This window comes from Synechococcus sp. MIT S9504 (genome assembly GCF_047497135.1).
Taxonomy (GTDB): Bacteria; Cyanobacteriota; Cyanobacteriia; order PCC-6307; family Cyanobiaceae; genus Synechococcus_C.
On sequence record NZ_CP138942.1, the window covers coordinates 1,664,652 to 1,686,125 of the forward strand.

Below are 21,474 nucleotides of genomic sequence, written 5' to 3' on the forward strand. Positions count from 1 at the left end.
GTTCTTGCATTGAGACAAGAATGAATCGCCGAGACGCGGGTAAAATCAACACGTGCGGGCCTTGGCCCACACACTCCTCACACCCCCTGGCCCGACGCGTTCGGGCTTTCTGTCTTTAGGTCATCCATCACAGTTCAGGCGAAGAGCTGGGTGATTGAGCAGCAACCTCAGAAACGGTTGCTAAATTTCGCCCAATTCGACCGATCCTGAATGTCCAGCGCTGCCGCTGTCACCGACGCCTCCTTCGAACAGGACGTCCTTCAGAGCGACGTTCCCGTGCTGGTCGATTTCTGGGCCCCCTGGTGTGGCCCCTGTCGCATGGTTGCGCCCATCGTTGATGAAATTGCCAAGGAGTTCGAAGGAAAAATCAAGGTGTTCAAGCTCAACACCGATGAAAATCCCAACGTGGCCAGCCAATTCGGCATTCGCAGCATTCCAACTCTGATGGTGTTCAAAGGTGGACAGAAAGTCGACACTGTCGTTGGAGCCGTCCCCAAGGCAACTCTCTCTGGCACGATTGCCAAATACCTCTGAGGCCTCAACTGACTTCGTCAGCAGACCAAGCTCCTGAGGGCTCATCCAAGCCGATCCAGACGATCGGCCTGATCGATTACGGAATGGGCAATCTCCATTCCGTTCAGACCAGTTTCAAACGCTTGGGGCAGCCATTGGTCCAGGTTCGGCATCCTCGGGATCTTGAAGCCTGTGATGCGCTGATTCTCCCGGGAGTCGGAGCTTTTGATCCGGCAATGGAAAAGCTTCATTCGACTGGACTCGTGCAGCATCTGCGCAGCTGGCATGACAACAAACGCCCTCTGCTCGGGATTTGTCTGGGCCTTCAGTTGCTGTTCGAACGCAGCGATGAAGGCAGTATCGAAGGCCTGGGACTTTTCGAAGGCGAAGTTCAACGGCTACCCGATCAACAGGGTGAGCGGATTCCGCACATGGGCTGGGGGCAGCTGAGACCCCAACAGCCCTGCCCGCTTCTTGTGGAAGGCGAAACGCAACCCTGGGTGTATTTCGTGCATTCCTATGCAGCGGTCCCCAACAAGACCGCTGATCTGGCCGCGACCGTGAGCTTCGGGCAGGGGGAAGCTACGGCGATGGTTTGGAGCGATCGCACGGGTGCCTGTCAGTTTCACCCTGAAAAGTCAGCAAAAGCCGGCGCTCGGTTGCTGAAGCAATGGATCGGATGGCTGCAGTCCGGCGCGCAGCTGCCCCAGTGAAAGGTGGGCAGCTGCGCTTGATCGGTGGGCGTCGCCTGCGCAGCCCTCAAGGCCAGGGAACTCGGCCAACCACCGCGCGCGTGCGTGAAGCCCTGATGAACATGTTGAGTTCCGAGATCAGAGGCTGTTACTGGCTGGACCTCTGCAGCGGCAGCGGAGTCATGGGCTGTGAAGCGTTGATCCGAGGAGCCTCCCATGTGGTTGCGGTGGAGAAGGATGCGCGCACTGCGGCAATCTGTCGAGAGAATCTCGAACTGGTGGCCTCCAACGATGCCTGTGATGCAACGGTGAACGTGATCAGGAAAGATCTGCTCAGCTGGTTGAAACAGGGGTGCCTTGACGGCAATCAGCGGTTCTCAATCGTTTATTTCGACCCGCCTTATGGATCCGGGCTTTACCGCCCGGCACTCAACATGCTTCGAAGTGGCGGCTGGGTTCAGCCTCAGGGACTGGTGATCTGCGAGTTCGCCAGCAAAGAGAAATTTGAAGTGCCGTCAGGCTGGAAGGAAACAGACAGACGTCAATACGGGAAGAGCAGCCTGCTGATCCTCAACCCCCAAGGGCACTGCCGCGGCGATACTGATTCCAAGCTGCGACAAACAGACCGAGAAGGGTGACCGGAATCAGACCAAGAACGATGCCGCACAGCAGAGGTTCGATCATGTCGTCACGCCGAGTGGAAGGATTGACCACAATTGTTCCATGCATATGACGCAACTGTGACGACTCCGTCATCAACTGCTGCAACGTCGGAGCGACGCCGTGGTTTGGTGACGGCGCTGGTAGCCATGGCTGTGATCACAGCGCTGGCTCTCGGGGCCTGGTTCTATGTCAGGACCCGTCTGGATCCTTACAGCAAGGCGGCACTGGCATTGAACGGCGATGTGCAGCATGGTGCGCAGCTGTTCCGCATTAACTGCGCTGGCTGTCATGGCATCTCGGGTCAGGGACTGGTGGGCCCGAGCCTTCAGGCCGTAAGCGAACGACGACCGGACCGATCGCTGATCCACCAGATCGTGAGCGGAGAGACCCCGCCGATGCCACGCTTTGAAATCGAACCGGAAGGCATGGCGGACCTTTTGAGCTACCTACACACCTTGAACTGATGCCATCGTGAGCCTCTCAGTGGTGTTGGTGGAGCCCTCCGGTCCTCTCAACGTTGGAAGCGTGGCTCGGCTCTGCGCCAATTTCGGAATTGATGATCTGAGGCTGGTCGCTCCGCGATGTGAACCCAATGACCCCGACGCACAACGCATGGCCGTGCATGGAGGGCAGGTTCTAAGCCGAGCTCGTTGCTTCCCGACACTGTTCGAGGCACTGGCCGATTGCAAGCGCGTCGTGGCCAGCTGCGGACGCATTGACCATGGAGAGATTGCTGTTCAGCCTCCAGAACAGATCATGCCCTGGGTGCAACAGGGTCTTGAATCGGCTGCACAGGTTGCACTGGTCTTCGGCAGAGAGGATCGCGGACTGAGCAATGAGGAGCTGCTGCTCAGTCAACGCGTTGTACGGCTTCATTCCTCGGACGCCTATCCATCGCTGAATTTGTCCCATGCGGTTGCTGTGATGTTGCATGAACTGGAGAGGGTTCGCCGGCAATCCTCAGGTCAGCTGGAAGAAGCACTGCAGGATGCAGAAACAGCCGAACCAACCCAGCTGATCGACTGCCTCAATGACGCGGAAGATTTGCTTCTGGAGGCGGGTTTCCTGTTGGAGCACACCGCCAGGGCACGCATGGCCAAGGTCAAAGGTCTGCTGCAACGATCCCTGGTACGTCCTGAGGAATTGGCCATGCTGCGCGGCATGGTCCGACAACTTCGTTGGGCGATTCGTTGCCACCGCCCGTAATCTCTGGCTTTCTCGCGCAGTTCCTTGGCCTCCAGTCGATCGAGACGCCAAAACCCTGGCTGGGGACGTCCTCTGCGGCTTGTGCTGCGACTTGTTCTGATGGGCGTGGGACTTGGCGTCATTACGGGCTCCTTGCTGAAACTGGCTGGCCCTGCCGTTGAAAAAGGAGATCTCGCACTTCCTGGGTGGCTGCCGTTAATCGAGCAGAGCCCAGAGGGCAAAGCCCAGCCTGAAGCGACTGCCAACGACAACGGAACCACATCCCTCAATCGCACCGAATCCCTGGGTCGCTTCGAGACCCGCAATGAACTCAAGCCGCTGAGTGAGCGCTGGCAGACACTGGCAGCAGAACAGCCCGACCTGAAAGTGAGCGCCTTCATGCTCGTGCTGGACGACGGTCGCTATGCACAGCTGGAGCCTGACACCGCGCTGCCGGCGGCCAGCTCCATCAAAACCCCGATCCTGCTCGTCACCCTTGAGGAGCTTGACGCAGGTCGCTTGAGCTGGAACGAGCCTTTGCAACTCAACAAAACCGTGGTGGGTGGCGGTGCCGGTTGGATGGCGTCCAAACCGCTCGGCACCCGTTTCCCAACGCATGAAGTCGCCACTGAAATGATCCGGGTCAGCGACAACACCGCCACCAACCTTCTGATCGAACGGCTGGGAGGTCAGGAGAAACTGAATGCCCGTTTCAACGCTCTGGGCCTGAGCGCCACCAAGGTGAACGACTGGCTACCTGATCTCAAGGGCACCAACAGCACCAGCGCCAGAGATCTGGCTCGATCGATCGCGCTGGTTGACACCGGTGAAGCCCTCTCGATCCGCAGCCGGGATCTGTTCCGGGAGGTGATGGGCACATCGATCACCAATACCCTTCTGCCGCGGGGCCTGATGCGGGGTCTCGGCGGGCGTCAGGGAGAGCCGGACGACAGCCTGATGGTGAAGGGCTACAGAGTGCTCAATAAAACCGGCGATATCGGTATCGCCTACGCCGATGCAGGCTTGATTGAGTTGCCTGATGGCAGCAGAGCGGTTGCAGCCTTCCTGGTGAAGGGACCGTTCAACGATCCGCGCTCAACGGAACTGATCCGCAAGCTGGCAGCGGCGATGGCGCCGGTTCTCAAACCCAAACCCGCCGTTGCCCGTTCAAGCGCAAGTGCCGCCAGCATCGATCCATGACACGTCTCAACAGCCTGCAGGCACTGGCCGCTCTAACCGTGGCCACAGCATCCATCGCGACGGTGTTTGCACCGCCACAACTTGCAGCGGACCAGCAGAAACCGGCGGACCAAACACTGACTCGCCGCAGCGATGTACGAGCCCTTCCAGGCCAGCTGGATGACGTGCTGATGGTCAATGACAACAACCCGGAACTGATTACCGGGGAAGGCATCCTCGTTTCGACCTTTCCGCAGGCGCCGGGCCTGAATATCGCACTGAATGGTCGCTTCGACCTGTTCAGCCATCACGTTTACGCCGGTCAGCCCGATCAGCTTGACTCGACTCTCTGGCTCGCTGTTGTGGCTCAGCCAGCAGGAGATGCTCCAGTAACTCTGAGACTTCTGGGTGGCAGCACCTCCCTCTCACAGGCGACTGTGAAGGGCCAAACCGCTTCACCATTTCTGCCGTTGCCAACCCTGATGGCTGAATCAGGCACAGCGGTTGCCTCCGGTCCGGGCAGCAAGGTTGCCGGCGACCTGCTGCGCGGAGACATCGCGAACGAACTGCAACAGGAATGGCTGATTGCACCCGGAAACGTCAGCCCCCTGGTGGTGCTTCCAATCCCGGTCGCAGGACTCGATCCACTTCTCAACGGGCGCAACCTGCAGCTGCGGCTTCAGAGCTCAGGTCCGGTGCATATCGCCACCCTGGCCGCCTATGGAAATGGTGACAAGGTTCCGGACCCAGAGCGGTGGATCAGGCTGCTGAATCAGGGACGGCAGAGTCCCAAGGAGCACCAACCGACTCCGCGTGGCGCTCGCGGCAGGATGGTCTACTCACGCGTCAGCGGTGTTCAGATCGGCAGTACCTGGAGAGCAACCCTGACCGATCCCGGATCCAGCCACCTGAACATTGAAGATGCTCCCGTCTCCTGGCCGATCAGCAGCCTGGAACGCGGTGAGCTGCAGACAGGACAGATCCAGACAGCGGAGCTGAAGGCCTTTGATGCAGGCACCGCCTGGGCAGCACATGGGAACTACGGCGTTGAATACGACCTGACGCTGCCACTGCGCAATCAGGGATCGCAGCAGCGAACACTGGCGATCACCCTGGACTCTCCTGATAAGAACAGCAGCGGTAACGGCCAACTGGTGTTCAACGGCAGTGACAGCGGTCCGGTGATGTTCCGTGGACCGATCGAAGTGAGCGGACTGGATGCACAAGGGGGGAGACCCAGCGGTCGACGACGCTTTCACCTGGTGTTGCGACGGGGGCAGGAGGGCCCCCAACTTGGGCAAATCACACTCGCTCCTGGAGAAACTCGTTCGGTACGAGTACGCCTTGTTTACCCGGCGGATGCCACACCTCCCCAGGTCCTGTCTCTCCGACCTGTGAAACAATCCACAGAAGCACCAGTCGATCGTCCGTGAGTTCACCGCGCAAGCGCAGAGTTTTCCCCTTCACCGCCGTGATCGGTCAGGAGGAAATGAAACTTGCTCTGCTGCTCAACGTGATCGATCCCCGCATCGGCGGTGTGATGATCATGGGCGACAGGGGCACAGGCAAATCCACCACGATCAGGGCACTGGCGGATCTGCTCCCTGGTATTGAGGTGGTCGCAGGAGACCCCTACAACAGCTCACCAACCGATCCTGATCTGCAGAGCAGCGACGTGCGTCAGCGCCTCGAGCATGGGGAAACCCTCGCGACAGAGGAGCGACAGGTGCCCATGGTGGATCTTCCACTTGGCGCGACGGAAGACCGCCTGTGCGGCACCATCGACATTGAGAAGGCTCTCAGCGAGGGCGTGCGGGCTTTTGAACCAGGATTGCTGGCCAAGGCAAACCGGGGCCTGCTTTACGTCGATGAAGTGAATCTGCTGGACGATCATCTGGTCGACGTCCTGCTCGATTCTGCCGCTTCAGGCTGGAACACGGTTGAACGTGAAGGCGTGTCCGTGCGACATCCCGCCCGCTTTGTGCTGATCGGTTCCGGCAACCCTGAGGAAGGCGAGCTGCGCCCTCAGCTCCTCGACCGCTTCGGCATGAGTGTTGAGGTGCGAACAGTCAGAGACCCTGAGCTTCGCGTCCAGGTGGTGGACCAGCGCACAGCCTTTGACACCGACCCTGATGCCTTCACCTCCTCGGTTGAAGCTGGACAGAAAGCACTGCAGGAAAGGGTGGTCGAAGCCCAGCAGCGACTGGACCAGGTTGAAATCGACGATGATCTGAGATTGCGCATTTCCGCAGTGTGCGGCGAGCTGGATGTCGACGGTCTGAGGGGAGACATCGTCACCAACAGGGCTGCACGAGCACTGGCGGCCTTTGAAGGCCGCACTGAAGTCACGGAAGAGGATGTTGCCCGCGTGGCGTCATGCTGTCTTCGTCACCGCCTGCGCAAAGATCCACTCGAGCAGATCGATTCCGGTGATCGAGTCGTGAAGGTGTTCTGCAAAGTGTTCGAGCGCAGCGAGAGCAGCGATAGAGCCGAATTCGAACTGGCCCTGGCCGCCTGATGAGCGCACAGGAGTAGCCGAGCCGTGCGCATTCTCGGCATCGACCCCGGTCTCGCCCGGGTTGGTTACGGGGTGATTGACACCTCTGCTGGTCAGCAGACCATGCTCGATTGCGGCATCATCCGCACCGATCCTGGGGATTCAGAAGGCAAGCGGATGGTGGAGATCGCCAGAGACTTGCGGCAGCTGATCAGGGCCTGGCGCCCGGAATTGGCATCCGTCGAAAAGTTTTTCTTCTACAGATCCAGCAACACCATCGCCGTGGTTCAGGCTCGGGGCGTGGTGATCATGACCCTCAGCAGATTTGGATTGCCAATCGTCGAGTTTCCGCCGATGCAGATCAAGCAGGCTCTAACCGGCCATGGCCATGCTGACAAGGATGAGGTTCTTGAAGCCGTGATGCGCGAGCTGAACCTTGAGTCTCCGCCCAGACCGGACGACGCTGCAGATGCACTGGCAGTCGCATTGACCGGATGGTTTCAGCGATAGAGACCTCGATACACACTCAAACAGTCACGCTGAAGCGGTGGATTGCTGATCAACGTCTTTAACGGAATAGCAAATGATTACAACAGCCTAATGATTCATTAAAACTCTATGAAAGCTTGATGAGAGAAGACTGAACTACCAGCACTTTTCCACAGATTACTGTTGATAACTTTGCCAAATTGTGGGAAAAAGGCAATAATAAATCATGCCTGGCGATGAGTTTTAAATCATTCACCCAGGGTGGCCTCAAAGAGTCAAGACGTTGGCCGTCTGTCGAGATCAGAACAATGGCTTGCTAGCCATTAAAACTGGCTTGGGAACTGTCGCTAAATCTCTCGACGATTGAGCAACGCTCAGTCTGAGCTGGACACCTGAACCGCTTGAGCATCTTCCATTGCTTCTTCGTCTTCAGCGCTTGCAGAAGGAAGCAAGCCCAGTTGTGTTTCAACGGTTGCTCGGTACCGATTCAGATCGGTTTCCAATTCCTGGATGCGCACTTGCTGGGCATCGAGATTACTGGATTGATGGATGCGTTCCACGTTGTTCAGCATCCCGCTCCATGCAGCGAACAGCCAGGCTGAAGTTGCACCAATCCCGGCAGACAGGAGCAGCAATGCTGCAAGAGGCGTGGTGTACTTCAGGCCGGGTAGCACATGAACGGTGGTAGCAGCCGTATTTTCCAGGGTGAAGAACACCATGCTCAGGCCGAACACGAAGATCAGGGTGAAATTGATCTGACGCATGGTCCGAGTTGCTGGTGGACCAAAAACTACGTAATCACTTCCACACTGGGAGCCAAAGCCAGTTGAAAGGATGAAGTTCGTTAACCAGCGAAAAGGTCGTTAACGAAACAAGGTAGCTTCATGCCATCAGCCTGAAAGGTATGGCTTCACTGGATGGGGCCAGACCCTGATCATCAGCGGGATCTGAATCATCTGCACCGAGTAACGGCACAAGATCCGACCGACTCGAACAGCCGGCTGCAAAGTTCAAGAGGTCGCTGGTCATTGCTTGAGCCGATCCATCACGACCCGGGAAAAAGCTCGCTCCTTTGCAGCGGTGACAATCAGCGCTTTTGAGAGTTGCTTCAGAGTTTCCACGTCATCGCATTCATCGATTTTGCGGCAGGCACGTTCGACGCGGAACTGCTGTTCGATAGTCAAGGGAATCTCGGACGATGACACGGCAACCATGTCTTTCAGCTGAGGCGAATCTGGCGAGTGCAACCCCTCAGCTGTGGAAGCTGCGCCCGAAGAAAAACCAAAAATTGGAAGGGCTCTTGAAACGCGCACAACAGATCACAATCTCAGGGAAAGGTTACTGTCATCAAAATTGGTGGTTTTGTTCCACCAAGCAACAGGAGGCAGGGATGCGAAGGTTGAGAAACATCTGCCCATGTCATAAGAGCTTTCGCCATGGGCACAAAAGAAAGGAAGCGATCACCGAGAGTAGCGGCAGCATTCATTCTTGGGAACAGCTCTGATGTTGTTCAATGGAAATACCTGCTAGCTTTCAATTAACCGGAAGAGAAACGCATGAAGGCATTGATTCCTGTTTATGCCATTTCAATGCTTATGGTAACGAATGTCTTCGCTAATACTCAATCAGCCACTGCAGAGGGTGTTGACAAAGAGGTGACAATCAATCGACTGATGTCCAAGGTTCCCCAGGGTGCAACAGTGACAAACACATCCTGCGAGGACATTGGAACCGCTGTTTTCAATGTCCGCTATCGGTGCACTATCACCTTGCAGTGAATGGATGCCTTCAACGGGTCGATGCCTTCAAACCAAGCATGCTCTGACCAGGATCCCAGTCGGCGAATGACAATTGATGCCATTCATGTTTCCTGGAGCGGAAACCATTCCAAAAGTGCAGAGCAAGACATCATGCGATTTTGATGCCTGGCACTTCACTCTGCCTCCACATCCACAATGGCGTCACCGGCATCGAGATCTTCTTCACTTTGCATCTCTTTCATCGAGGACATGAGCTTTTTCACCAGTCGGCTCATGAAATAGACCGTCGCAAGCAGCCAGATAATCTTGATCATGGCTTCATTATGCACCAACTAAAGCAGTCTTATCAGGCCGTCACAACAGGGGCAGGGCGTTAACGGAAGGATTTGTCTAGAAAGCAGTGAAAATCGCAATGACTCTTGCGGCGCAGTTGGTCACCGCGGCTATGAAGGGAGGACTGGCTTTGGTCTGTCAAAACGAACCACAAGCAGTTTTTCCTTAGTCACGCTGCCATTTTGATCAAAAAGTTCCGGATGAGTGGTTTTGAGCCCAGTTCGATCTTTTGTTTTAAAAGATAGACGCATTAATCGAATCGCCTGAACAACCACAAAAGCAAGAAATGCTGTGTAGGCAAGCGCGTTAATAGCTGAGAACACTGGCTTACAGACGCGTGATGGCAACATTAGTGAAACCAGGCCGCCAGCCTTGGCAGCAATGTTTTCAAGACCGTCATGCAAATGACACGGGCGGCTGTCTTCTGACTCAGTGCAGGGGCACCACACCCTCCGATCATTGCCGATGATTTAGATGCGCTGTTGGATCGTCAGGCGGATTGTCTTCACCGCGGTCAATCCGATCTCGGCAAGTGGAGCAGAGAAGGTGCCCTTTTCGTTTCCAGTACGAGCGTTTGGAGCGTTCGATTGACTGCCCGCACATCAGGCATTGAAACAGAGGCGACATAAAAGCCGAAAGCTTTTGACGGTGAGACCCAGACTGCGAGAAGAACTGGCCTCAATCTGTTCACAGCAGACCTTCCTGGCGAAGTTGCCGTAACTTTCCGGCATCGATTCACTGACAAACGGAATCCGTCAACAGATGCAGTGCTTGAACAGCCATGAGAACACGATGACTCATCAACCCTGAATTTATTTGACAGACCAGAGCATTTTTTGACGGTTTCAATGTTGTTGAAAAGCAAAGAAACGAGCACCACCAATCTTTTCTGAACAGCAATGTGTCAATTTGCGCATCCTGCGCTTGTCATGGGTTTAGCTCCCTTCAACGGCTGAACCAAATCGTTGAGCAACGCTTGGGCACAATAAAAATGCAGCGATCACGGAGCCCCTCAGCGAGAGAGCTCTGCGATGAGCAGAGAAAGAATGGACGGGCAGGGTGCAGAATCACAATGGTGCAATGCCTGATGAGGCTGTGATGGACCGAACCGAAAGCACGATCGATCTCACTCTCAATGCCGCAGGGCTGCGACTGCTGCTAGGTGCCGTGAGTCATCAGCTCGATCGATGGTCGGGCGGGGATCCTGTCGAGCAGAACAATCTGCAGGACATGAAGACACTGCTAACGGCTGCACTGCTGGAATGCAACTTTCAGGACAACTGAAGATCGGGTTTTGAAGCAGCTCCACTGCGAAAGGATTCACAAAAGCCAGGCGTTCAAACGTTCCTGAAAATGAGCAGACAGTTTTGGTTTCCTCTGCAGGCTTCATCGATGTCGTTTGGTGACTGATGCCGGCAACTGATAAAGGCTGGTTTGATTCTGTGGCGATCGACTATGCGCGTTGCAGGCCCCATTACCCGGATGCCTTCTTCGCCTGGATGGCAGACCAGTCGCCAGCACTGACTTGTTGTTGGGATGCAGCCTGCGGCAATGGCCAGGCATCCATTGGACTGAGCCGCTGGTTCAACCGTGTTGAAGCAACAGACCTGAGTGCTCAGCAGATCGCGGCAGCAGAACAACACCCCCGCATTCACTACCGGCAAGGAGCCGCGGAACAATCCGATCTGAGCAGCGACAGCATGGATGCGGTGCTGATTGCTGCAGCAATTCACTGGCTGGATGTGGAGCGCTTCAACCAGGAAGTCCGACGGGTGTTGCGACCGGGGGGGCTGTTGGTCTGGCTGGGCTATGAACCCATCCAGGGTGCACCTCAGGATTTACTGACGTGGCTCAACAGGCTGTATCACGAGCGACTCAACCGGTTCTGGCCACCTGAACGCACCCACGTGGACACCTGCTACACCAATCTGCCCTTTCCGGTGTGCAATCAACCGCTACCAAAAGGATTGAGGATCACCGAGCACTGGACGCAGAACGACCTTCTGGGCTTTATCAGCACCTGGTCAGCACTCCGACAGGCCAGCCAGCAAGTTGATAGCAATGATCAGAGCCGCTCACTGATCACCAACCTCTCCGAAGAGCTGAAGGAGATCTGGCCTCAGGATTCAGCACAAGTGACACTGCAACTGCCGCTGATGGGGCGCTGGGGGGTATTCCCCTGATGCAGGCCTTTGAGGAAGCCAGAAAACCCACTCTGCGCAAGATCTTCAGAACACGAAGGCGCCTGGCCTTTGAGGCTGAACCCAGCTTGCAGGACAGGATCCGCAATCAGGTCAGGCAGGAAATCAGGCAACGCCACCGAGAGGGTGAATTGCCGCAGTCCGTAGGGCTCTACTGGCCATTGCCTGGAGAAGTGGACCTGAGCCCCCTGCGTCTTGAGCTTGTCCAAGAACTCGGGTTGAGCACAGCGCTTCCTGTCGCTGATGGACAAGGCAACATGACCTTTCGCCCCTGGACTGCGGCCCCCTTAGCCAGCGACGGCTGCGGGATTCCGGCTCCTTTGGATCAAAAAGACCTGAGTGCTGAGAAGCTGTCTCTCTTGCTCGTTCCTGCTCTGGCTGTGGATCGGATGGGCATCCGACTCGGCTACGGCGGTGGCTACTACGACCGTCTTCGCTGCCAGGAGGGCTGGAGCGAAGTACCAGCTCTGGTTGTACTCCCCGAAGACTGCGTGAGTGTTCAATCTCTGCCAACAGACCCCTGGGACAGACCTTTCCAGGGCTGGTTGAGCGAAAAGGGTTTCCAACAGACGTTGCCTTGAGTCCAAGGCAACCTGGCCAGAAGCGTTTCAATGGATTGCCGATCAAGCCCAAGCTGGTCTTCAGAACAGATTCAGATCCGCATGAATAAGGGCTGGTTGAGGAGGGCAATCTCCCGCAGGATGGGTGTACCGACAACTGGCACAACATGGCCATTCCATCCCGTTTTGCACTGATGGCCGCCACAGCACTGGGCTTGACTCTGGCGCAGCCAATGCAGGCTGAAGCCCATGGGGTGGAAAGCAGCCTTCGCTATCTCGACGGACAACTCGAACTCAGCAGCAGCTTTTCCACAGGAGAACCAGTGGAAGGAGCCGTGGTGAGGATCCTGAAGGCGGATGGAACACCCGGCCAGGAACTCGGGCGAATGGATGCGGAAGGCAGGCTGCAGATGACCCTTCCAGCACTTTCAGATGGTCTGGTGGACCTGCAGGTGGATGGCGGACCTGGCCACCGCGACTACCTCACCCTTCCTCTTCAGCAGGGGCGAGTCAACCTGGACGAAGTCGTGATGCGCCCGGGCAGCAGAAATGCTCTGGACTGGGCCATGGCACCAGCCCTGGTCGGCTTGGTGGGACTGATGGTTAAGGTGCGAAGCCACCGACAACGCTGACCCAGCCATGGCTGAACCAGGCAGCTCCACAACTCGCTACGGCAGCCAGGCTCTTGATCAGCTGGCCGAACGACTGAACAGCACATCAGATCCGCGCAAGCGCTACGAGTATGTGCTCTGGCTCGCCAAAAAGCTGCCTTCCATGCCCCGAGAGCTGCAAACCGAAGAGCGCAAGGTCAAAGGGTGTGTTTCACAGGTCTTTATTGCATCAGAATTGATCGACGGGCGTCTTCAGTGGCATGGAGATTCAGATGCCCTGATCACCAAGGGGTTGCTGGCCCTTCTGATCAAAGGACTGGGAGACCTCACCCCAGCACAGGTGATGTCTGTTGACCCTGGTTTCATCGCCGCCACAGGACTTCAAGCCAGCCTCACTCCCTCACGCGCCAATGGCTTCCTCAACATCCTGCGGATGATGCAGCAGCAGGCGACTGTTCTCAATGAATCGGGTTGAGCAGAACCAGCGGACCGATCGCTGCCTAAAGTCGTCCCTTCAGCGCAACTAACGGACCCGCTCCATGGCGACAAGGATCGGCATCGGCCTGCTTGGCCTAGGCACCGTCGGCGCAGGTGTGGCAAGCATCCTGAACAGTCCGGAAGGTCGCCATCCACTGATTGCCGACCTTGAGCTTGTTCGAGTGGCTGTGCGTGATCTGCAGCGCAGCCGCCCCGTCTCAATCCCCTCCGAGCGCCTGACCACGGATCCCAATGACGTGGTTGATGACCCCAATGTGCATGTGATTGTGGAGGTGATCGGCGGCATTGAACCGGCTCGCACGCTGATCATGCGAGCCATCACGGCCGGAAAATCAGTGGTCACCGCCAACAAGGCCGTGATCGCAAGACACGGTGAGGAAATCGCAGCGGCAGCGGCAGCAGCCGGTGTCTACGTGTTGATCGAAGCAGCCGTCGGCGGGGGCATTCCAATCATCGAACCGCTCAAACAGTCGCTCGGGAGCAATCGCATCGAGCGGGTGAGCGGCATCATCAACGGCACCACCAACTACATCCTCAGTCGGATGGCCGACGAGGGTGCCGATTATCACGCCGTTCTGAGGGAAGCCCAGGAACTGGGCTACGCGGAAGCTGATCCAGCAGCCGATGTTGATGGTCACGACGCTGCGGACAAGATCGCGATCCTTGCCGGACTGGCCTTTGGCGGCCCGATCGAACGCAGCGCCGTTCCGACAACGGGTATCAGCAATCTGCAGGGGCGTGATGTGGACTACGCCACTCAACTGGGATATGGCGTGAAACTGCTTGCTGTTGCTGAACGCCTGGAAAGCGATGGCGATCCGATGGGATCCCTGCCTCTGGGCGTTCGTGTCCAACCCACACTGGTGCCCAAGGACCACCCACTTGCCGGAGTCAATGGTGTCAACAACGCAATCCTTGTGGAAGGCGACCCGATTGGTCGGGTGATGTTTTACGGCCCTGGCGCTGGGTCAGGACCAACAGCCTCCGCAGTGGTTGCTGACATTCTCAATATTGCCGGCATCCGTCAGCTCAACAGCAGTGATGGCGGCCTTGATCCGCTGCTGGCAGCAAGCAGCTGGCGCTCCTGCCACCTCGTGGATGCCGGACGCATCCGACAGCGCAACTACGTGCGTTTCAACACGGAAGATGCTCCCGGCGTCATCGGCAGGATTGGCAGCTGCTTTGGAGAACAGGGTGTCTCCATCCAGTCCATCGTTCAATTTGACGCCTGCGACGAGGGAGCTGAGATCGTTGTGATCACTCACGAAGTCGGTAACGAAGCGATGCAGAACGCCCTTCAGGCCATTGCCTCTCTGCCTGGAGTCCGTTCTCTAGCTGCCCATTTCGGCTGTTTCTGAACCCACCCGGAGGCCGTTCGCAGATCAGGGTGTGTTCGCAGCCCCTGGCAAACACACCCCCGGATGAGGCAAAGTTGTAAGAACAATCACAGCTCTGGTTCGCATTCGCGGATTCATGCTGCATAACGTTCATGCCGAACGATCTCTCTGTTCTCCAGGGGCAACGCTGCAATCAGTCGGAATCCCGGTCCGTCATGAGGCTCCAACAGGGGGACTGCATCACATTGCGCAGTGATGCCGGCCTGTTTCAGGTCATCGGCATCGATGGCGACCACGATCGTTGCTGGGTGCGCCAGTGGCCACTGAAGCCCCAGGGCTCCCCGGTCTTCGAGGTCCCTCTCGACCAGATCACGCCGCCGTCGGGTCCTGATTAAGACGCGGGGCCTTTGAATGGCTGCGTCTGACTTCAGTGGCGTGATCGATCAATCCAGACAGTCACGCCTGGCCTCCCTGAAAAGGCATTGCAAACAAGTGCTGACATGGAGAGCCATGGCACTCAGCACAGCCTTGGCGCTCTGCGTCTGCCAGAGCGCCTGTCAGCCGGGCAGACGCAGTGATCGGATCACGGTGGCCAGCGCCGGTCGCATCACCTCTTTGGACCCGGCTCAGGCCAGCACCTTCGGAGCTCTGCAGCTGCTCAGTGCTCTAGGAGACACGCTCTACAAGAGAACTGCGGAAGGGAAACTGACGCCTGCCCTGGCTTCAGCACTGCCGGAAATCAGCGATGGCGGCCTCACGGTCACAATCCCCCTGCGTGAGGATGTGCTCTTCCATGACGGCACTCGCTTTGATGCGGAGGCGATGGCCTTCAGTCTGCGCCGTTTTCTGGCGATCGGGACTCTCAGTTATGTGATCGGTGATCGCATCACTGCGGTTGAAGCTCCGGAGACTTTTCAATTGCGACTGCGCTTGAGCCGTCCCTCCAGCTCGCTTGAGAATCTGCTCACCGCCACCAACCTGACTCCTGTATCACCGAGGGCTTACCAGGAGCATCAGGATCGATTTCTCAACGACCGATTTATCGGAACGGGTGCCTACAAGTTGACCAGCTTCCGAGCTGTTCAGCAGCGACTGGAGCCCTTCAAGCAGTACTGGGGCCCCTCGCCCAGCAACGCAGGGCTGGATCTGATTTATCTCAGCAATTCCACCGCCCTGTTCGGTGCGATGCGCAGCGGCGAAGTGGATGTTCTTCTCTCTGACTCCATCGATGAGGATCAGCGCCTGGCTCTGAATCGCATGGCCGCTGAGGGGCGTTTGCGAGAAGGGCAGGGTCCTGCCCTGGTGATCGGCTACATCACGCTGATGAGCAACACACCACCACTTCAGAATCCAGTTCTGCGTCAGGCCCTGGCACTGAGCCTCGATCGAGACCTGATTAACAAGAGAGTCAGCCACGGCTTGCGGCCTCCGCTTTTTTCGTTGGTTCCGCCGGGACTGCCTGGAGGAGATCTCAAGCCCTGGCCACGGCACGATGCCGCCCGGGCCAGAAACCTATTCATTGAGGCGGGGTACTGCAATGGGAAGGTCTTCAATCTGCCATTCACCTACCGGTCGAATGTGCCCGCAGACCGTCTGATGGCCCTCACATGGCAAGCCCAAATTCAACGCGACCTGGCCGATTGTCTTTCGCTCAAACTCGACGGCGTGGAATCAACGACTGTGTATCGACAGCTGGGCGAAGGGGCTTTCCAGGCCGTGATGCTCGACTGGCGAGGCGCCTATCCCGACCCAGAGGCCTATTTGGCACCTCTGCTCAGCTGCAAGGAATCGCAGGGATCCATTTGCAAGCGAGGGGAAGCCGCCATCAGCGGTAGTTTCTGGACAGCGCCAGGACTGGAGACCACATTGCTGAAGTCGGATCGCAGCCGCGGTGATGCACGACAGCGTGATCTGGAGAGGGTTGAGCAGATGGCTGCTCAAGGCGCCGCCTACATTCCGGTCTGGCTCGTGAAGCCGAGGGCCTGGAGCAGTACCGCTCTGGCCACTCCGGAGTTCGATGGCAATGGTCAGGTGGTTCTGGCCCGACTGCAGGATCAGCGCTGATGGGACGAAGTCGAGAGCTGCTCCGCTATGCGGGGACACGGCTTGCCCTAGCTCCAGTGATGCTGTGGCTGATCGCGACCCTGGTGTTTCTTTTGCTGCGGGTGGCTCCTGGCGACCCGGTGGATGCCGTGCTCGGGAGCCGCGCTCCGGAAGCAGCCAAAGCGGCACTCAGAGCGCGTTTGGGGTTGGATCAATCACTGGCGCAGCAGTACCTGGATTTCCTCGGCGGGCTGCTGCATGGCGACCTCGGCCAGGCGCTGATCAATCAGGAGCCGGTCAGTCAAATCATCCGAGAGGCGCTTCCAGCCAGCCTGGAATTGAGCGTGACCGCCCTGCTGGTGGCAGCGGTGACCGGACTGGCTGTTGGTTTCACAGCGATTGCCCGATCCGAAGGAAAGATTGATCTGGCAGGACGCTTTTACGGCATCGGCACCTACGCCTTACCGCCCTTCTGGGTGGCCATGCTGGCGCAGCTGCTGTTTGCCGTCACCCTGGGCTGGCTGCCTGTTGGAGGCCGTTTTCCCCCAGGCATGATTGCGCCTAATGGCAGCGGCTTTCTGATTGCCGACAGTGTGATCAGTGGTAACTGGGCGGCACTGCAGGGTGCTCTGCGCCATCTTGTGCTGCCGGCATGCACACTCGGACTGCTCCTAAGCGGTGTCTTCACCAATGCCCTGCGCCTGAATCTGAATCGCAGTCTTCGTTCGGATTATGTGGAGGCGGCCCGAAGCAGGGGACTAAGCGAAACCCAGGTGATTCTTCGGCATGCACTGCCCAATGCACTTCTGCCAGTGCTGACCATTGCCGGAATCACCGTCGCCTCGCTGATTGGCGGTGCACTGCTGATTGAAGTGACCTTTTCCTGGCCGGGCATTGCACTGCGACTGCAGGAAAGCATCAATCAGCGCGACTACCCAGTGGTGCAGGGAATTGTTGTGGTGATAGCCGCTTTGGTGGTGCTCGTCAGTGTGGCTGTGGATCTGCTCGTCGCCCTTCTCGATCCAAGGGTCCGGTACTGAACTGCAGCGTTAGGAGCATTTCAGTGGACTTCAATCCAGGAAACGCTCTGCACCGGTCTGATTCAGACGGTGCACATGAAGATCCCCCACCTGCAGGTGTTCAACACCGTCCTGCATCGACCCGGACACACGACCAAGCTCCAGATCAGAAAGAAAGCGCTCGATTTCTCTCTCCAACTGGGCCTGAACCCGCAGAGGCTGAACCCCAACAAGCTCCTCTCCGAGTTGGAACACATCCTCACCTTGACCGCCACCGCTCTGTCCCTCCACGCGCACAGGAGAGAAATGGCTGGCCCCTTCCACCAAAACTGCGCGGGTTGCAGGATTGGCGGGCAACGACCTGAGCAGGCCCAACTGCTCACTCAACGGAGGGGTGATCAGATCAAGAGTTCCGCCGCTCAGAAATACAGCAACATCACTCGGCAGGGGAATCCTGCGAGGCCAGAGCAGGCTGCCGAAACTGTTTAGACCCACCACAGCGGCCAGCTGCCTGGGTGGACGCACTGCGGGCAGAGGCACCTCTTCGATCTGACACTGGAGAAGTCGCGACAGGTTGCTGATCGGAAGGTCATCAAGATCCTGGCCGCAACGTCGTCCGAGACCTGTTTCTGGTCCGGCGCCTGCGGCAAGCAGAGCTGTGAGGGCTCCCAGGGAATGCCCACCGAGCACAAGACGTGTCCCAGGAAGCTCGAAAACCCCTCTATGACGTGCAGCCAGCACCGCATCCAGATCCCTGAGCCGATCGGGCAACACCTCAGCACCCGGCGGCGGACGGCGTCCTTCCAACAGAGCCTGCACGGCCAGCGCATCACTGCCTGGATGCTCAAGCACTAGAACCGGCCAGCCCTGACGACTGAGGGCTCTTCCAAGCCAGCGGAAATGATCCGGACTACCCCCAAGGCCAGGCATGAGCACCAGCCAATGACTGCGCTCGAGACCTTCTGCACTCAGCGGGCGCCAGAGCTGGATCTGCAGCGGCTGATCTCTGTGCTCCACCGGCAGATTCAATCTCTGAAGGGCGCGATCGGAGGCGTTCTCAGTCTTAGAAGACGGATCCGCCCTGCGAGTAAGGGATGAGACCGGGAGTTGATTGAGGGTTTTGACCAGAGCCTGCTGCCGTTGCAGCTGACGCCGCCAGCTGCTGGCAACGGGAAGCAGGGCATCAAGATCGAGGCGTACACGTTTCGCCGGAAGAGCCTCCAGCAAATCGAGGGTCGTGACCTGCGCGCGCTTGTCGAGTAGCGACTCCAGGGTCACCTGAACGGTTTGTCCTGTTGCATCGTCGTCAACCAGCACCAGATCACTGACCTGGTCAAGCAAACGCCGGCCTGCCCAGCTGTTGAGAATCTGGCGGGCCATGCTGCGGTCGTTGATCAGCGGAGCCTTGAGCAGATCGATCACTCCCTGACGGCTCTCCTCCTCAAGCAAATTCAGCCAAACGCTCAGCTCGGAAGAGCCGCGTTCTTCACCACGGAGCCATCCACCCAGATCGTTGATCGATAAGGGCAGATCCATGCCATCCAGACGGACAACCAACTCGGCGGCTGTACGAGCTGGTCGCGGTGATAGGGCAGCGAGCATCAGACTGCAAATCAGTCCTACGGCAAACCGTTGTCCTGTTGAGCGTCTTCTCAAGGCCTAGGCCAGTTCATTGGTGGAACCAGTTTCCCGCACCTCTGCAGGAAGTGGCTTCAATCAGGCTCTTGGCCTCGCTGGGAGCAGGCGGAGTCATTTACATGACGCCGATCGTGTTCCACCAAGCCAGCTTTACGGCAACTCAGGTGGGGCAGGGCCTGGCAGCCGCCGCCCTGATTGGAACGGCTGCCAGGCTGCTGAGCGGCGTCTTGCTCGATCGAGGCCTTTGCTGCTCCTGGCCGGTGCGTGCCGCGGCAGTGCTGGCCTTCATCGCCGATTTCGTCTTGCTGCAAGCGAAAGGTTTTACGGGCTACCTCACAGGACAACTACTGATTGGTCTGGCAGCAGGGCTTTACTTCCCCGCCATTGAGCTGGCTGTGCCACTCAGCTGTGCGGGCTTCAAATCCAGCCGCGGCTATGCGCTGGCTCGTAGCGCTGATGCGCTTGGTGTCGCCATGGGCGCACTGATCGGTGCGATCGTCACAGCTCTCGGCCTGATTCGCGCGGTTTATCTGGTGGAGGCGGCGGCCGTTGCTGTGATGTTGCTTGTGCTGAGCTGGCGCCCCCTTCCCGATGGGCGGGCAGCCCTGTTGCATGTCGACGACATCGGGGACAAGCAATCCAACGCCAGAGACCCCGCAGCGGATGGATGGCGCTGGCTGATGCCACTTCTACCAGTGCTGGCCATCAGCATCGTCGCCACGGGGATGATTGCGCTCAGGCAAAGCGCCCTGCCTTTGGAGCTGGTGCGTGGAGGCCTGTCGCGTCCAGCCGTAAGCGAAGCCGGAAGCGGAGCACTGATTGCGCTGCAGCTGGCTCTACTGCTGGTTCTGCAGTGGCCTGTCGGCAACTGGGTCGCCAAGCGCAGCCTGCGCTTCGGGTTGGGAATGGGACTGGCCGGCTTCGTGGCCGGCTGCCTGCTGCTGGCGAGCTCGGCGCTCTGGAGCGGTGGCATGGTGCTGATCTCACTGGCCATGGTGCCACTGGCGTTTGGAGAAGCTGCTTTCCTTCCCAGTGCAGCCGAAGCCATGGTGGAAGAGACCCCTCTGAAACATAGGGGTCTGTCCATGGCGCTGTTCTCCCAATGCTTCGCCATCAGCGCCACCGGCGCTCCTCTTCTGGCCGGAGCCTTGCTTGACCAGCAGGGTAATGGCGTACAGCTCTGGTTGCTGATGGCGGTGATCTGCCTGGCCGTGATGCCACTGCTCAAAACAGTTCGACCTCGCTATACAGCAGGTCTGCAAGCAACCCCCCTGGAGAACGACGAGGATGTCCCGAGCCCGCGAATTGCTTCGCTCCATTAAAAATCTTTCAGTCCTGCGGGAGCTGGCCAAAACCAATGGCGGCCTCGACAGTGTCGGGGATTTGGTTGATAACTTCATCGACAGTGAGGCCATGGTGGTTTGCCTCCAACGTTTCAAAGCTCTGCCCGGTGGCAAGGAGATGGTGGAACAGCGTTACCCACCCTTCCAGCCCGATATCCCAGTCTTAGAGAAGCTGCCTGAAGGAACACTGGGTCGAGCTTATGCGTGCATGATCCGCCGACTGAACTACGACGCTGATTTTTTCCGACCAAGAGATACCAGCAGCGAAGCGCTCTGGCTGACGCAGCGAATCGCTTCAACCCATGATCTGCATCACGTGATCGGCGGATTCAACACCGAAACCGCTGGTGAATCGGGAGTTCTGTCGATCACAGCAACCCAGATCGGTTTTCCTGCCTACGTTTTGCTGAACACACTGGCGGGCTTCCGCGCATTTCGCTTCCAACCGAATGAGTTTGAGAAAATCAGTCGTGCGATCGCTGTGGGCAGCCGCATCGGGCTGGAAGCGACTCCTCTTGTGCTGCAGCGCTGGGAGGAAGGCTGGGACAAGCCACTTGATCAGTGGCGCCAAGAGCTGGGGGTCAAGCCCGCGGCGGGAGAAGCGTTTGGAGCTGAGTACTAATGCTCACCACCCAGCAGGCGATGGCGAATCTTCTTCTGCAGAACGAACGATGCTGGAATCAGTGTGAAGCCATTGGCGAGGATCACCGGTCCATTCCCACTGAGCAGACCAAACACCGCCCAGATGGCGACCCCAATGGTGAACAGGAAGTACATCGACAGTGAAATAGAGCGCGTGTCATCGGTGCGCAACGTTTTGATGGCCTGTGGAAAGAAACTCATAGTGGTCAGCGCCGCGGCCACATAGCCAATTGAATCCACATCCATTGCGAAATTCACTGGAGCGTAATCA

26 protein-coding genes and 1 pseudogene are annotated in these 21,474 nt (G+C 57.9%); 20 read left to right on the top strand and 7 right to left on the bottom strand.

Going from position 1 to position 21,474, the window contains the following annotated elements:
- The first annotated feature begins 210 nt into the window (after positions 1–210).
- The 3 genes and pseudogenes from trxA to rsmD all read left to right on the top strand — a co-directional run.
- Entirely contained in the window at positions 211–534 is a 324-nt protein-coding gene (trxA, locus tag SIB58_RS09475; RefSeq protein ID WP_066909933.1) for a thioredoxin, read from the top strand.
- A gap of 53 nt (positions 535–587) precedes the next feature.
- On the top strand, positions 588–1,226 hold the full coding sequence (gene hisH, locus SIB58_RS09480) for an imidazole glycerol phosphate synthase subunit HisH (protein ID WP_074162595.1): 639 nt from the start codon (positions 588–590) through the stop codon (positions 1,224–1,226).
- Positions 1,193–1,762, top strand: a pseudogene (rsmD, locus tag SIB58_RS09485) (16S rRNA (guanine(966)-N(2))-methyltransferase RsmD); the annotation flags it as partial. The gene hisH and the pseudogene rsmD, both read left to right, overlap by 34 nt.
- A 13-nt stretch (positions 1,763–1,775) precedes the next feature.
- On the opposite strand, the gene petG reads toward rsmD, so the two are convergent.
- A complete protein-coding gene (petG, locus tag SIB58_RS09490; protein ID WP_006041770.1) occupies positions 1,776–1,889 on the bottom strand; it encodes a cytochrome b6-f complex subunit V in 114 nt (37 codons plus the stop codon).
- Positions 1,890–1,945: 56 nt separating this feature from the next.
- Between petG and SIB58_RS09495 the strand changes: the two genes are divergently transcribed.
- From SIB58_RS09495 to ruvC, 6 genes are read left to right on the top strand one after another with little or no spacing between them, the layout of a single operon-like run.
- Positions 1,946–2,332, top strand: coding sequence for a c-type cytochrome (locus SIB58_RS09495; RefSeq protein ID WP_066909942.1), 387 nt, complete (start codon positions 1,946–1,948; stop codon positions 2,330–2,332).
- Between the two features lie 7 nt (positions 2,333–2,339).
- Positions 2,340–3,074: an RNA methyltransferase gene (locus tag SIB58_RS09500; RefSeq protein WP_066909945.1), complete on the top strand. Its 735-nt coding sequence runs from the start codon at positions 2,340–2,342 to the stop codon at positions 3,072–3,074.
- Between the two features lie 24 nt (positions 3,075–3,098).
- Positions 3,099–4,253, top strand: a complete 1,155-nt coding sequence (locus SIB58_RS09505; RefSeq protein WP_066909948.1) for a serine hydrolase — start codon at positions 3,099–3,101, stop codon at positions 4,251–4,253.
- A complete protein-coding gene (locus tag SIB58_RS09510; RefSeq protein ID WP_067326706.1) occupies positions 4,250–5,665 on the top strand; it encodes a DUF3370 domain-containing protein in 1,416 nt (471 codons plus the stop codon). Before SIB58_RS09505 ends, SIB58_RS09510 begins: the two co-directional genes overlap by 4 nt.
- Entirely contained in the window at positions 5,662–6,750 is a 1,089-nt protein-coding gene (bchI, locus tag SIB58_RS09515; protein WP_066909954.1) for a magnesium chelatase ATPase subunit I, read from the top strand. Before SIB58_RS09510 ends, bchI begins: the two co-directional genes overlap by 4 nt.
- A gap of 24 nt (positions 6,751–6,774) precedes the next feature.
- Complete coding sequence (gene ruvC / locus SIB58_RS09520; protein WP_066909957.1) at positions 6,775–7,239, top strand: crossover junction endodeoxyribonuclease RuvC; 465 nt, start codon at positions 6,775–6,777, stop codon at positions 7,237–7,239.
- 353 nt (positions 7,240–7,592) lie between these two features.
- Here ruvC and SIB58_RS09525 read toward each other — a convergent pair whose 3' ends face one another.
- The 4 genes from SIB58_RS09525 to SIB58_RS09540 form a co-directional block, all read right to left on the bottom strand.
- Positions 7,593–7,982: a lipopolysaccharide assembly protein LapA domain-containing protein gene (locus tag SIB58_RS09525; RefSeq protein WP_066909960.1), complete on the bottom strand. Its 390-nt coding sequence runs from the start codon at positions 7,980–7,982 to the stop codon at positions 7,593–7,595.
- 261 nt (positions 7,983–8,243) lie between these two features.
- Positions 8,244–8,402 (bottom strand): hypothetical protein, encoded by a 159-nt coding sequence (locus tag SIB58_RS09530; protein WP_156487717.1) that lies wholly within the window; start codon positions 8,400–8,402, stop codon positions 8,244–8,246.
- A gap of 749 nt (positions 8,403–9,151) precedes the next feature.
- Positions 9,152–9,307 (bottom strand): hypothetical protein, encoded by a 156-nt coding sequence (locus tag SIB58_RS09535; protein ID WP_197461555.1) that lies wholly within the window; start codon positions 9,305–9,307, stop codon positions 9,152–9,154.
- Positions 9,308–9,421: 114 nt separating this feature from the next.
- Positions 9,422–9,715, bottom strand: a complete 294-nt coding sequence (locus SIB58_RS09540) for a DUF2973 domain-containing protein (RefSeq protein ID WP_369813442.1) — start codon at positions 9,713–9,715, stop codon at positions 9,422–9,424.
- Between the two features lie 676 nt (positions 9,716–10,391).
- On the opposite strand from SIB58_RS09540, the gene SIB58_RS09545 reads away from it, so the two are divergent.
- From SIB58_RS09545 to SIB58_RS09585, 9 genes are all read left to right on the top strand, one after another.
- Positions 10,392–10,595 (top strand): hypothetical protein, encoded by a 204-nt coding sequence (locus SIB58_RS09545; protein WP_066910093.1) that lies wholly within the window; start codon positions 10,392–10,394, stop codon positions 10,593–10,595.
- Positions 10,596–10,720: 125 nt separating this feature from the next.
- Complete coding sequence (locus SIB58_RS09550) at positions 10,721–11,494, top strand: class I SAM-dependent methyltransferase (protein ID WP_067326702.1); 774 nt, start codon at positions 10,721–10,723, stop codon at positions 11,492–11,494.
- Positions 11,494–12,093, top strand: a complete 600-nt coding sequence (locus SIB58_RS09555) for a 5-formyltetrahydrofolate cyclo-ligase (protein ID WP_082823391.1) — start codon at positions 11,494–11,496, stop codon at positions 12,091–12,093. Before SIB58_RS09550 ends, SIB58_RS09555 begins: the two co-directional genes overlap by 1 nt.
- 146 nt (positions 12,094–12,239) lie before the next feature.
- Positions 12,240–12,704, top strand: a complete 465-nt coding sequence (locus SIB58_RS09560; protein WP_066909974.1) for a hypothetical protein — start codon at positions 12,240–12,242, stop codon at positions 12,702–12,704.
- 7 nt (positions 12,705–12,711) lie between these two features.
- Positions 12,712–13,158, top strand: a complete 447-nt coding sequence (locus tag SIB58_RS09565; RefSeq protein ID WP_066909977.1) for a SufE family protein — start codon at positions 12,712–12,714, stop codon at positions 13,156–13,158.
- A gap of 64 nt (positions 13,159–13,222) precedes the next feature.
- Entirely contained in the window at positions 13,223–14,539 is a 1,317-nt protein-coding gene (locus SIB58_RS09570; protein WP_066909980.1) for a homoserine dehydrogenase, read from the top strand.
- Positions 14,540–14,670: 131 nt separating this feature from the next.
- A complete protein-coding gene (locus SIB58_RS09575) occupies positions 14,671–14,913 on the top strand; it encodes a hypothetical protein (protein ID WP_066909983.1) in 243 nt (80 codons plus the stop codon).
- A 115-nt stretch (positions 14,914–15,028) separates the two neighbouring features.
- Positions 15,029–16,582 (top strand): ABC transporter substrate-binding protein, encoded by a 1,554-nt coding sequence (locus tag SIB58_RS09580; RefSeq protein ID WP_066910096.1) that lies wholly within the window; start codon positions 15,029–15,031, stop codon positions 16,580–16,582.
- Complete coding sequence (locus SIB58_RS09585; protein WP_066909986.1) at positions 16,582–17,601, top strand: ABC transporter permease; 1,020 nt, start codon at positions 16,582–16,584, stop codon at positions 17,599–17,601. The genes SIB58_RS09580 and SIB58_RS09585 overlap by 1 nt, the downstream gene beginning before the upstream one ends.
- Positions 17,602–17,631: 30 nt before the next feature.
- On the opposite strand, the gene SIB58_RS09590 is transcribed toward SIB58_RS09585, so the two are convergent.
- Positions 17,632–19,182 (bottom strand): alpha/beta hydrolase, encoded by a 1,551-nt coding sequence (locus SIB58_RS09590; protein ID WP_066909989.1) that lies wholly within the window; start codon positions 19,180–19,182, stop codon positions 17,632–17,634.
- Between the two features lie 155 nt (positions 19,183–19,337).
- Here SIB58_RS09590 and SIB58_RS09595 point away from each other — a divergent pair, with 155 nt between their 5' ends.
- Together SIB58_RS09595 and SIB58_RS09600 are read left to right on the top strand one after the other, a co-directional pair.
- Positions 19,338–20,540 (top strand): MFS transporter, encoded by a 1,203-nt coding sequence (locus SIB58_RS09595; RefSeq protein ID WP_067326742.1) that lies wholly within the window; start codon positions 19,338–19,340, stop codon positions 20,538–20,540.
- Positions 20,506–21,183, top strand: a complete 678-nt coding sequence (locus SIB58_RS09600; RefSeq protein WP_197461164.1) for a Coq4 family protein — start codon at positions 20,506–20,508, stop codon at positions 21,181–21,183. The genes SIB58_RS09595 and SIB58_RS09600 overlap by 35 nt, the downstream gene beginning before the upstream one ends.
- Here SIB58_RS09600 and SIB58_RS09605 read toward each other — a convergent pair.
- Complete coding sequence (locus tag SIB58_RS09605) at positions 21,180–21,449, bottom strand: SemiSWEET transporter (protein ID WP_067326699.1); 270 nt, start codon at positions 21,447–21,449, stop codon at positions 21,180–21,182. The genes SIB58_RS09600 and SIB58_RS09605 overlap by 4 nt on opposite strands.
- Positions 21,450–21,474: the final 25 nt, after the last annotated feature.